This is a genomic window from Arthrobacter sp. H5, assembly GCF_000520595.1.
In the GTDB taxonomy this organism is placed as follows: domain Bacteria; phylum Actinomycetota; class Actinomycetes; order Actinomycetales; family Micrococcaceae; genus Arthrobacter_D.
Genome location: NZ_KI915019.1, coordinates 24174 through 35096 on the forward strand (window position 1 = coordinate 24174; position 10923 = coordinate 35096).

13 protein-coding genes and 1 pseudogene are annotated in these 10923 nt (G+C 62.9%); 8 read left to right on the forward strand and 6 right to left on the reverse strand.

Translation table 11 applies throughout. The annotated features are described in order from the left end of the window. Positions 1–787: ATP-binding protein (locus Y708_RS26110; RefSeq protein WP_035776763.1), on the forward strand; the 787-nt coding region annotated here is incomplete at its 5' end. 101 nt (positions 788–888) lie between these two features. Here Y708_RS26110 and Y708_RS0117855 read toward each other — a convergent pair. The 5 genes and pseudogenes from Y708_RS0117855 to Y708_RS26120 all read right to left on the reverse strand — a co-directional run bounded on the left by Y708_RS0117855 (position 889) and on the right by Y708_RS26120 (position 2684). After that, positions 889–1296: a membrane protein gene (locus Y708_RS0117855; protein WP_028280978.1), complete on the reverse strand. Its 408-nt coding sequence runs from the start codon at positions 1294–1296 to the stop codon at positions 889–891. Positions 1297–1412: 116 nt separating this feature from the next. After that, entirely contained in the window at positions 1413–1550 is a 138-nt protein-coding gene (locus Y708_RS29385; protein WP_155853925.1) for a hypothetical protein, read from the reverse strand. Positions 1551–1646: 96 nt separating this feature from the next. Next, complete coding sequence (locus tag Y708_RS26115) at positions 1647–2021, reverse strand: hypothetical protein (protein ID WP_051479142.1); 375 nt, start codon at positions 2019–2021, stop codon at positions 1647–1649. Further along, a complete protein-coding gene (locus Y708_RS0117870) occupies positions 2018–2209 on the reverse strand; it encodes a DUF2273 domain-containing protein (protein ID WP_028280980.1) in 192 nt (63 codons plus the stop codon). The genes Y708_RS26115 and Y708_RS0117870 overlap by 4 nt, the downstream gene beginning before the upstream one ends. Then, positions 2206–2684 (reverse strand): annotated as a pseudogene (locus tag Y708_RS26120) (Asp23/Gls24 family envelope stress response protein). The gene Y708_RS0117870 and the pseudogene Y708_RS26120 overlap by 4 nt, the downstream one beginning before the upstream one ends. 247 nt (positions 2685–2931) lie before the next feature. Here Y708_RS26120 and Y708_RS0117880 point away from each other — a divergent pair. The 4 genes from Y708_RS0117880 (at position 2932) to Y708_RS0117895 (ending at position 6648) form a co-directional block, all read left to right on the forward strand. Further along, positions 2932–3573, forward strand: coding sequence for an ABC transporter permease (locus tag Y708_RS0117880; RefSeq protein WP_028280981.1), 642 nt, complete (start codon positions 2932–2934; stop codon positions 3571–3573). After that, positions 3566–4834 (forward strand): ATP-binding cassette domain-containing protein, encoded by a 1269-nt coding sequence (locus tag Y708_RS26125; RefSeq protein WP_035776764.1) that lies wholly within the window; start codon positions 3566–3568, stop codon positions 4832–4834. The genes Y708_RS0117880 and Y708_RS26125 overlap by 8 nt, the downstream gene beginning before the upstream one ends. 85 nt (positions 4835–4919) lie before the next feature. Continuing rightward, on the forward strand, positions 4920–5618 hold the full coding sequence (locus tag Y708_RS0117890; protein WP_253905878.1) for an ABC transporter permease: 699 nt from the start codon (positions 4920–4922) through the stop codon (positions 5616–5618). 1 nt (position 5619) lies between these two features. Then, positions 5620–6648, forward strand: coding sequence for a glycine betaine ABC transporter substrate-binding protein (locus Y708_RS0117895; protein ID WP_035776765.1), 1029 nt, complete (start codon positions 5620–5622; stop codon positions 6646–6648). 7 nt (positions 6649–6655) lie between these two features. Here the strand turns inward: Y708_RS0117895 and Y708_RS0117900 are convergent, their stop codons facing one another. Then, positions 6656–7384 (reverse strand): M50 family metallopeptidase, encoded by a 729-nt coding sequence (locus tag Y708_RS0117900; RefSeq protein ID WP_035776766.1) that lies wholly within the window; start codon positions 7382–7384, stop codon positions 6656–6658. A gap of 229 nt (positions 7385–7613) precedes the next feature. Here Y708_RS0117900 and Y708_RS0117905 point away from each other — a divergent pair, with 229 nt between their 5' ends. The 3 genes from Y708_RS0117905 to Y708_RS26130 all read left to right on the forward strand — a co-directional run. Beyond that, positions 7614–8642 (forward strand): LacI family DNA-binding transcriptional regulator, encoded by a 1029-nt coding sequence (locus tag Y708_RS0117905; RefSeq protein ID WP_028280985.1) that lies wholly within the window; start codon positions 7614–7616, stop codon positions 8640–8642. 108 nt (positions 8643–8750) lie between these two features. Beyond that, entirely contained in the window at positions 8751–10043 is a 1293-nt protein-coding gene (locus tag Y708_RS0117910; protein WP_028280986.1) for an extracellular solute-binding protein, read from the forward strand. 93 nt (positions 10044–10136) lie between these two features. Further along, on the forward strand, positions 10137–10923 hold a 787-nt coding region (locus Y708_RS26130), incomplete at its 3' end, for a carbohydrate ABC transporter permease (RefSeq protein WP_253905879.1).

Here is a 10923-nt window from a genome sequence, read left to right on the forward strand (position 1 = left end):
GCTTGTCCTGCCGCTGGGCAACCCGGACCTTGCCGAGCGCTACGGTGTGGTGCCGCCGCGCGCCGTTGTACTCTTTGGTCCTCCGGGAACAGGCAAGACCACGTTCGCCAAGGCCATTGCCTCACGCCTGGAATGGCCGTTTGTGGAGGTGTTTCCGTCCCGGTTGGCGTCGGATTCGAAGGGTCTGGCCGGTGCCTTGCGGGAGACCTTCCTTGAGATCTCTGAACTGGAACATGCAGTGGTTTTCATTGACGAGGTGGAGGAGATTGCGTCCCAACGCCAGGGCGAACCGCCGTCGCCGCTGCAGGGCGTGACCAACGAGCTGCTGAAGATCATCCCGGCGTTCCGTGAGCAGCCCGGCCGGCTGCTGGTGTGTGCCACGAACTTTATCCGGTCCCTGGATACGGCGTTTCTTCGGCACGGGAGGTTTGACTACGTCATTCCGATTGGATTGCCTGACGAAGCCGCTCGCCACGCCATCTGGCAGCGTTACATACCGGCCGAGGTGGCCGCGGACGTTGACCTGGGCCTGTTGGTTGCCGAAACGGATGGCTTCTCTCCAGCTGATCTCGAGTTCGCGGCGCGCAAAGCGTCGCAGCGTGCGCTGGAGAAGGCAGTCTATGAAACGCACGACGACGACGACGACGACGACGGCGGCGCGGCCCGCGCAACCGGCGGTCCGACCACTGCGGACTACCTGGACGCGATTGCCGGAACGCGCACCACGGTGTCGGCCGACGTCGCGCAGGATTTCCGTGAGGACATCGAGAGAATCGGGCGGCTGTGACCTCCGGGAAACGTCATCCTGCCCGCTGAAGTAACCGTTCCGGTGGGCATGTCCACTTATGCCCACTCCAACGAGTAGTTCATGGGGCAGGAGTGCAGGATCTAATGCTTCCGATCAAGGATCAGGGCCAGCGCGATACCGAACATCCAGATGTCCTTCGCGAAAGGGGTCCCCTCAGCGGTTGGGCGGACGCCGTCGGATTCGGTCCACTCTGGAGTGCGGAAATACATGGCCATCATGCCCCCGGAGAACGCGGCCAGCCCAAGGCCGGCCAGACGGCTGGGCACAAATGGGGCCAGGAGCGCCACGCCCAGGCCGGTTTCCACCGCGCTCAGCATCTTTCCAAACTTCTCCGGCTCAAACTCCTTGACCTGCGGGAAAGCCTTTGCGGCCATCTGCTGCAGGTAAGCGGACGTGTCCTTGTCCAGCTCGCGCTTCCCCCAGCCTGAATTGAGGATCATTGCGCCAGTGGTCAATCGCAGCGGGACGTGGCTCAGTCTGAAACCCATGGGAAAGTCCTTTCGGTTAGCCCGTCGTGGTCACTGTCGAGCCTACGTCCGCAGCCACGGCAGCGCTAGGCGCGCGGCAGCGCTAGGCGCGCGGCAGCGCTAGGCGGGCGGGAGCGCTAGGCGAAAGGCGACTCGACAATCGCGCACACCTGAACGGACACCGAACCGACCGCCGGTTCCGCAGCGAGCACTGCCGCGGCGACCCGCCGCGCAACGTTCGGGGCAATGGCTTCGGACAGTACTGCCAGGCGCATCGTCACCGTGCGCTCTGTGGGGAGATGCGCCGGACCGCCGGAACTCGTCCAGTTCGTCCAGCCCGTGGCCGCATCCTGCATCGGTGCTCGCGGAGTTCATCGCCAGTCCTCCAAATCCGTCATAAGGGTGGTTCGTGCGCGTGAAAGCGTGTGGATGCCTGTTAGCGCTATCTCGATAGCGCGCAGCTCCGAACCCGTCAGCCGTCCGGCCTGCTCGTGGATGCGTGCGCGCGCCAGGTCGGCTCTTTCGAAGAGAGAACCGCCGGTGCGGTTACCAGCCCCGCCCAGTGTGTGCACGATTGCAGGAACCTCAACCGAGATACCCAGCAACCCGTTACGGTCCTCTATGGCGGTGCTCACCCGGTTCCTCGGGATGTCGAACGCGTCGGCCGCGACCGCCTGCACCGTATGGGTCAGCGCTGCCTTTGTGACGCGGGTCCGGCCGTTCCGTGATGACGTGGCGGTTTTCATGAGGATGATCGGCGTCCGCGGAGTGCGTCAACCACGTCTGCGACGTCGAGCCTGCCGTCGGCCACGCGCCCAATCACCGCACCCACCGCCATGAACAGGGCAACGAGGATGAATCCCCAGAAGCCAAACGCCAGGGCGGAGATGGACAGGACTGCCCCTGCGGCTACCCCGGAAACGGTGGGACTCATGCGACGCGCGATTCCGTGTTGCTGGTACCGGCGTCGTTCTCATCATCGCCCGCGATATGAATATCCGTGATGGTCACATTAACTTCAGTGACCTCCATTCCCACCAATTCCTCGACCGCGGTGTAAATGGCGTCGCGAACCTGCCCGGCAACCTGCTTCAAGTCGTGCGGGTACTCGACCACCAGGTGACGTCGACCGCCACCTGGGTCTGGCCCACCTCCACGCTGACGCCCTGGGTGAGATCCTTTTGGCCCACCACGTCGCGGAGGGATCCCAGTGCGTGGGCCGCGCCACCGCCCAAAGCGAAGACACCGGGAATGTCGCGCACCGCAATGCCCGCGATTTTCGCTACAACATTATCTGCGACGGCCGTTGTACCCCGGCCGTCATTGCCCTGCGCGTGATCGATTTCAGTGCTTGCGGGACTCGTGGCTGCGGTTGGCTTTCCGGACTGGGTCTGTGCTGACAAGGTCATCATTCCTTGGGGTTTGGTCAAGCGCCGGGTTGGCGCCTTCACTCCTGAGACGCGCCCAGGCCGTGGAACCTCACGCTGAAAAAATGTGATATGGGCCACTTGAACCGAAAGCCAACCGTGACCTCCCTGTGACGGTTCCTTTATCTCGGTGTGGCTAAGGTGGAAGCCGGTGTCCCCTGCGGAGGCCATTATTTTTGCCGGGAACCCGGTGTGCCTGCATACGTAACCGAAGTGAAGAAGGTCAAAAGTGTTGGATTTCTTTGGAGACAGGTTTAGCCAAATCCTGTTCTCAAGTTGGCAGCACTTCAGCCTTGTGGTCCAGTGCCTCATCCTCGCAACCGTGATCGCCGTCGGAATTGCAGCGCTGGTCTATCGCAGCGGCGCCCTTACCTCCCTGGCCAACAGCGTCTCAGCCGTGGGGCTCACCATTCCATCGTTCGCGTTGATCGGCCTGCTGATCGCACCCTTCGGATTCGGCGTTGTTCCCGCCGTCATCGTGGTGACGTTTTTTGCCGCCTTGCCCATCCTGCGCAATGCAGTGGTGGGATTGACCGGAATTGAGCGGTCGGTGGTCGAGTCGGCGCGAGGCATTGGCATGAGCCGTTTCCGCACGCTGGTTCAGGTGGAACTGCCGATGGCCTGGCCGGTGATCCTTGCAGGCATCCGTGTATCGGCGCAGATGGTGATGGGCATCGCCGCCATCACTGCCTATGCGCTTGGTCCGGGCCTTGGTGGCTTCATCTTCTCCGGCCTGTCCAGGCTGGGCGGCGCCAACTCCCTGGAATCCGTAGCCACCGGCGTCATCGCCGTCATTATTCTTGCCCTGATTCTTGACCTTTTGCTCATAGGCCTTGGCCGCATCACAACCCCGCGAGGTATCCGTGTCTGAAACAACCCAATCAACTGCCATCACCGGCGCCAGCATCCTCCTCGACAAGGTAACCAAGCGTTACCCCGGCCAGGACAAGCCCGCCGTTGACGGCCTCACCATGGAAATCCCGGCCGGCAAGATCATCATGCTGGTTGGCCCCTCCGGCTGCGGCAAGACCACCACATTGAAGATGATCAACCGGCTGATCGAGCCCACTGAAGGTCGGATAGTGCTCGACGATGATGACGTCACAGACATTGACGGTGACGCCCTTCGGCGCCGCATCGGTTACGTCATTCAGGCCGGCGGACTCTTCCCGCACATGACCGTCGCCACCAACATCGGCATCGTGCCCAAGATGCTTGGCTGGAGCAAGGACAAGATCGCGGCCCGGGTGGATGAGCTGCTGGAACTGGTGTCCCTGGATCCGGCCATGTACCGCGACCGGTTCCCCAAGGAGCTTTCAGGGGGGCAGCAGCAGCGCGTTGGAGTTGCCCGCGCGCTCGCGGCGGATCCGCCGGTCCTGCTCATGGATGAGCCCTTCGGCGCGGTGGACCCCATCACGCGGCAGCGACTCCAGGACGAACTGCTCAACATTCAGGAAGAACTGCAGAAGACCATTGTCTGTGTCACCCACGACTTCGATGAGGCCGTGAAGCTTGGCGACTGGATTGCGATCTTCACGGAAGGTGCCCAGCTGGTGCAGTACGACACCCCCGAGCGCATCCTGGCCGATCCCGCCAACGACTTTGTCGAGGACTTCATTGGCTCTGGGGCGGGGCTGAAGCAGTTGACCCTTACACGGGTCAACGAGGTTGACCTGGCTGACGCTGTCGTTGCTGAGATCGGCGATCTGGGCAGTGATGTACTGTCCCGGCTCGACGAGGCTGGCCATGACCACGCGGTTGTGGTGGACGGACGGCAACGGCCCATCCAATGGCTGACCCGGCGTCAACTTTCGAAGCTGGATTCAGTGAACGACGACGTCGACGCGAAGCTCCCGGTGGTGGGCGACAGGGCAACCCTTAATGACGCGCTCGACACGATGCTGGTCACTAGCGCGGGGGCTGCACTGGTGACAGGAACCCGTGACACATTCCTCGGTGTGATCGACGTGGAAACAGTCATGGACGCCATCACCCGGGCGCATAAACATGCCATGACGGCGCACTCGCACGGGAGGCCGGTGGGCGTCAACACCGGAACGCTGGACACCGTGGATGGGCCGCCCGTGACTTCTGGTGTGGCATCGAGTGTGGGGGAGCGCCCGGGTGAGTAGCACCGCGCAGGCTTCCACTGCTCCCGGCGCCGCGGCTCCCGCGGCGCAGACAGACTTGTCCGGCCCGTCGTGGCGCCCATTGATCCTGCAGTTCGCAGGCATCCTCGTGGTCTTCGCGGCCCTGGTGATCTGGCTGCTGACCGCCAACCTCTCCGATACCGAGCTCACCACCCTCGCCCCGGGCTCCCTGATTGGCTACACCTTTGAGCATCTGTCTCTGACGGGTCTTGCCGCGGTGATCGTCCTGGTGATCGCCGTTCCGCTGGGAATCCTGCTCACCCGCAAGCCGTTCAAGAAGCTCACCGGGCCGGTGCTTGCCATCGCCAACGTCGGTCAGGCGGCACCGGCCATCGGACTGATTGTGTTGCTGGCGTTCTGGCTGGGCTTCGGATTCAACGCCGCCATCACCGCTTTGGTGCTCTACGCCGTGCTGCCGGTGCTTCGAAACACCATGGTGGGCATCACCCAGGTCGACGCCCGTCTGGTGGAAGCGGGCCGGGGGATGGGAATGAGCGCCGCCGCGGTCCTGTTTAAGGTGGAACTGCCGCTCGCTGTGCCGGTGATGCTGGCCGGAATCCGCACGGCACTGGTGCTGCTGGTGGGCACTGCTGCCCTGGCCACGTTCATCAACGGTGGCGGCCTCGGCATCCTCATCACCACCGGCGTCAACCTGAGCCTGACCAATGTGCTGATCGCGGGATCAATCCTGGTGGCGCTGTTGGCACTGCTTATCGACCTGCTCGGGCGTGTTGTGGAGCATATTGCCCGGCCGAAGGGACTCTAAGATGTTGAACCACACCACACACCCGGGTTTGCGCGCGCGCAAGGCCGCGGCCGCCGCCGTCGTGCTCTCCGCAGGTCTGTTGGCAACCGGCTGCGGGCTGCAGCCTGCCACGTCCTATGTGCCTGCAACGGGACCCGGGTCGATCACCGAGGTAGTTGACGGTGCGCCGCTGACTGTCACGTCGAAGAACTTCACCGAGCAGCTCATCCTGGGGAAGATCTCCGTACTGGCGGCACAGGCGGCGGGATTCGAGGTGACTGATCTGACCAATGTGCCGGGAAGCCAGCCGGTTCGCGAGTTGATGCTAGCCGGGCAGGCCGACATCACGTGGGAGTACACGGGAACCGCGTGGCTTACCTACCTTGGCAAGCCCGAAGGAATCCCCGATCAGGAGGAGCAGTGGCAGGCCGTCTATGAAGCGGATCTGGCCAATGGCCTCACCTGGGGTGAGCCCGCTCCGCTGAACAACACCTACGCCATGGCGGTGAGAAGCGAAGCGGTCGAGGAGCTTGGCGGCATCAGTACCATCTCCGAAATTGCCGAACTGCCCGTGGAGGAGAGGACCTTCTGCATCGAAGCCGAGTTCAATTCCCGGCCCGATGGTATGAACCCCATGCTGGCGCACTACGGGATGGAACGGGGCGCCGCGGATGGTGTGCCGGATGACAACATTGGCATCTACGACACCGGCGCCGTGTACTCGGCAACGGACAACGGCGATTGCAACTTCGGTGAGGTTTTTTCCACGGACGGGCGCATTGACGCCCTGGACCTGACCGTCCTGGAAGATGACCAGAATTTCTTTCCCGCCTACAACGCCGCTCCCGTGTACTTCACTGAAACCCTCGAGGAAAGCCCCGAACTGGAAGAGGTCTTCAGCCAGATCGCACCCACTCTTACCGATGAGGCGCTGCGGGAAATGAACCTGCAGGTGGATGTCGAGGGTGAGGAACCGGCCGACGTGGCCTTCGACTTCATGGTGGAGCAGGGCTTCATCACCGAGCCGGAGGGCCCGCTCGGCGAGGAGTAGCCGGCCGTTATAGCGTGGGCGTGGCAGACAGCCACGCCAACAGCCAGGAACCGGCAATGACCACGGTGAAGAGGAACAACCAGACCGCCGACGGTACGCCCGTGGCGCGGTAGAGAATGTTGGCATCGGAGCTGTGCAGTTCCCGCCTGCGCCGGATGTGCACGGTCGCGACCTTGACCAGGTCGCGGACGGATCCCACCAGCAGTGCGGCGCCCAGTGCAATTACCACGTGTCCCGTGAATTCCGCCGGAACGGCGAGCACAATCGCCATGGCCACCGCAGCCGCGCCCAGAATGATCAGCAGTCCCGTGCCGTTGCGGATAAACAGCAGCGCAGCCACCAGGATGAGCGCCCCGAGGGACATCGCTGCAGGGCCCCACCCGTTGAACCCCGCCCACACCAGCGCCGCGCCGGTGACTGCAGGCACAGGGTAGCCCCAGAACCCGGACCACACGGTGCGCCACCCACGTTGGCCAAGCGACGTCGTCGTGCCCGAATGGTCAAGATTGAGCCTGATGCCGGTGAGCCTGCGGCCGGTCATGACCGCCGCAAAGGCGTGACCAAGCTCGTGAACCACCGTGGTGAACAGGCCGAAATACCGCCAGGTAGCACGGGGAATGGACAACGCAGCAGCAAAGGCGAGGATTATCGCGAGCTCAGTCAGGCCGACTTCGGGCGGGATGGCGCGGATGAAGCCGACAAGAATCCGTTCCCACCAGCCACTGATCAGTTCCATGCTCGAATGCTATCCCGTACCGAATCCTGCACTTTCTGGACCACAAACTGCGTGTCGTTTCCCCTTTGCCGCTCAGACTGGCGGATCACTAGAGGTGACGGCGGCAGAAAGTGCAGGATACGGTCCGCCGTCGAGCGGAAAGGGGTTGACAAGGTGCTACTGAACCGGTTTAGTAAGAGTTACTGAACCGGTTCAGTGATGCAGGTCACTGAAGATTACAGGAGATCCAATGGCGGTGACCATCAGCGACGTAGCCCGTGCGGCCGGCGTCAGTAAAGGTGCCGTCTCCTACGCACTGAACGGACAGACGGGCGTCAGCGACGAAACCCGCCGCCGCATTCTCAGCACTGCAAAGGACCTTGGGTGGACTCCGAGCCTCCGCGCGCGGTCGCTGTCATCCTCCAAGGCCTACGCACTTGGCCTGGTTGTCGCACGAAACCCCAAGCTGCTCGGCACCGACCCCTTCTTTCCGTCCTTCATTGCGGGAATCGAAACGACGCTTGCGGACCAGGGCTTTTCACTGGTGCTCACTGTGGCAGCCCGGCAGGGTGCCGAGGAAGCGAGCTATCGGCGTCTGGTCCATGAGGGCAGGGTGGACGGCGTTATCCTCAGCGACATGCGCGCGGAAGACTCGCGGATCCCGCTCCTCCTCGAACTCGGGCTCCCGGCCGTCACCCTCAACAGACCCAGCACGCCGTCGCCGTTCCCGGCCGTCTGCATGGACGACACCGAGGGGATCAGCAATGCCGTCCAGCACCTCATTGACCTTGGCCACACCCGCATTGCCCACGTGGGTGGTCCGCAGCACTATGTCCACAGCCGTAGCCGGCGCGACGCCTGGGCAGACACGCTTGAACGCAGTGGACTGGAGGCGGAGCTGTTCATCGAAGCGGACTTCGGTGCGCAGCAGGGGACCGACGCAACGGCCAGGCTCATCGACATGGACAGGAAGCCAACCGCTATTGTGTACGCCAATGACATCATGGCCACCGCCGGCCAGTCCTACCTGCAGCAACAGGGGCTGAGCATCCCGGATGACATTTCCGTCACCGGCTACGACAACACCGAATTTGCCCAGTACCTGAATCCGGCGCTTACCAGCATCGGCAGCGACCCGCTGCTCTGGGGCAGCACGGCCGCGCAGGTACTGCTCAATCAGCTTGGCGGCAAGCACGACGGCGACGACGTCATCCTGCCCGCTCCCCAGTTGATCATCCGCGGTTCAACCGCGAAGCCACCCGCCAACCCAAGTAAATGAAGTCACCCGCCAACCCAAGTAAATAAGGACTGGCTGGCACAACGAACCCGTGCGCCGCCGTCGAACAATCAAGTGGGCCGGCAAGGCCCTCGAATAAGGAGAAACGCAATGAGGCGAAAAACCACCAACCGCGCCCTGGCTGTCGCAGCGACGGCCGTCATGGGGCTGGGCCTGGCGGCCTGCGGAGGCGACACCGGAGCCCCCGACGCCGGTGAACTTACCAGCGGCCCCATCACCGTCTGGTACTCAAACAACCAGCAGGAGGTGGCCTGGGGTGAAGCAATGGTTGAGGAATGGAATGCCGCGAACCCGGACCAGGAAATCACCGCGCAGGAGATCCCCGCCGGCACCAGTTCCGAGGAAGTCATCGCCGCAGCCATCACCGCGGGCAATGCACCGTGCATCGTCATGAACACCGCGCCCGTTGCCGTGCCGCAGTTCCAGCAGATGGGTGGCCTCGTGCCGCTCGACACGTTCGAGGACGGCGCGGCGTACGTCGAAGAGCGCAGCGGCGACGTTGCCGAGCAGTACAAGTCCGAGGACGGCCAGTATTACCAGCTGCCGTGGAAGTCCAACCCCGTTGTCCTGTACTACAACAAGGACATGTTCGAGGAGGCAGGACTGGATCCGGAGGATCCGCCGCTCGGCACTCAGGATGAACTGTTGGAGACGTCGCGCACGCTGGTTGAGTCCGGTGCAGCCGAGTACGCCATGTGGCCGTCGCCGGCTGGGGAATTCTTCCAGTCCTGGTTCGATTTCTACCCGTTCTACGCTGCGGCAACCGGGGGAACGCAACTGGTTGAGGATGGCGAGGCAACGTTCACGTCCGAAGAAGGACTCGCGGTCGCCGATATGTGGGCCACCATTTACGAGGAGGGGCTGTCCTCGAAGGAGGCCTACACTGGCGATTCCTTCGTGGACAAGAAGGCAGCCATCGCCATCTCCGGCCCGTGGGCCATCCCGGTTTACGGCGATCAGGTGAACTGGGGCACCGCACCGGTTCCCGGCCTTGAGGAAGGCGCGGAAACCTCCACGTTCTCCGATGCGAAGAACATGGCCATTTACTCTGCCTGCGATAACAAGCAGACCGCCTGGGAGGTCATGAAGTTCGCAACGAGCGAAGAGCAGGACGGCGCGCTGCTGGAGGCAACCGGACAGATGCCCATCCGCCAGGACCTTACCGGGGCGTACCCGGAGTACTTCGAGGCAAACCCCGCCTACGTGGAGTTCGCAGACCAGGCAGAACGCGCAGTCGAGGTTCCCAACGTTCCGAACTCGGTCGAAATCTGGCAGACGTTCCGCGACGCCTGGGGCGCATCGGTGATCTTCGGCAACGAGACCATTGACGACGCTTTCGACACCGCTGCGGAAGAGATCAACTCCCTCGCTACTCAGGAGTAGGCAGGTTAGACGGTGACTACCTCAACCACCGTCGGTACGCCGCGGGATCCGGGCCCCACCCCGGATCCCGCCTCCCGCCGGCGCAAGAGACTTCTGGGACGGCAGCCGCTTGGCCTGGCGTTCAGTGCACCGTACGTTCTTTTCATTTTCGCGGTGCTCGCGTACCCCCTGGGCTACGCCGTATACATCTCCTTCCACGACTTCTTCTTTACCGCTCCCGGCGTTGCTGTTGAACGGCCCTTCGTAGGACTGCAGAACTACATCCAGGTTCTCACCGATCCTGACGTGGGACGGTCGTTCGTCAACATCGGTGTCTTCCTGATCATCAACGTGCCGCTCACGGTGGGGCTTTCGCTGATCCTTGCCAATGCCCTCAACCGGGTCACCAGGCTCCGCACCTTCTTCCGGGTCAGTTACTACGTTCCGTATGTGACCGCGAGCGTGGCCGTGATCGGAGTCTGGCTGTTTTTGTTCAGTCAGAACGGGCTCGTCAATTCATTGCTCGGCCAGTTTGCACCGGACCCGTCCTGGCTTGTTAATTCCACGCTGGCCATGCCGACAGTTGCCCTCTATGTGACCTGGAAGCAGCTGGGATTCTTCATCCTGCTCTACCTCGCCGCACTACAGAACATTCCGGAGGAACTCTACGAGTCCGCGTCGGTGGACGGTGCGGGCAAATTCCGGCAGTTCTGGAACATCACCGTTCCCGGCGTGCGGTCTGCCAGCGTCCTGGTGACCATCCTCGCGACGATTACCGGCGCCAATCTGTTCACCGAGCCGTACCTGCTGACCGGCGGCGGCGGGCCCGACGGCGCGTCAACTTCACCCGTGTTCCTCATGTACCAGGAGGGCATTCTGCAGGGCAACCCGGATACGGCGG

Excerpts from the sequence above, each read along its gene's own strand:
- Y708_RS29385 (WP_155853925.1), bottom strand. The coding sequence starts at position 1,550 with ATGCGCCTGGCAGTACTGTCCGAAGCCATTGCCCCGAACGTTGCGCGG.
- Y708_RS0117855 (WP_028280978.1), bottom strand. The coding sequence starts at position 1,296 with ATGGGTTTCAGACTGAGCCACGTCCCGCTGCGATTGACCACTGGCGCA.
- Y708_RS0117895 (WP_035776765.1), top strand. The coding sequence starts at position 5,620 with ATGTTGAACCACACCACACACCCGGGTTTGCGCGCGCGCAAGGCCGCG.
- Y708_RS0117905 (WP_028280985.1), top strand. The coding sequence starts at position 7,614 with ATGGCGGTGACCATCAGCGACGTAGCCCGTGCGGCCGGCGTCAGTAAA.
- Y708_RS26115 (WP_051479142.1), bottom strand. The coding sequence starts at position 2,021 with ATGAAAACCGCCACGTCATCACGGAACGGCCGGACCCGCGTCACAAAG.
- Y708_RS0117870 (WP_028280980.1), bottom strand. The coding sequence starts at position 2,209 with ATGAGTCCCACCGTTTCCGGGGTAGCCGCAGGGGCAGTCCTGTCCATC.
- Y708_RS0117900 (WP_035776766.1), bottom strand. The coding sequence starts at position 7,384 with ATGGAACTGATCAGTGGCTGGTGGGAACGGATTCTTGTCGGCTTCATC.
- Y708_RS0117910 (WP_028280986.1), top strand. The coding sequence starts at position 8,751 with ATGAGGCGAAAAACCACCAACCGCGCCCTGGCTGTCGCAGCGACGGCC.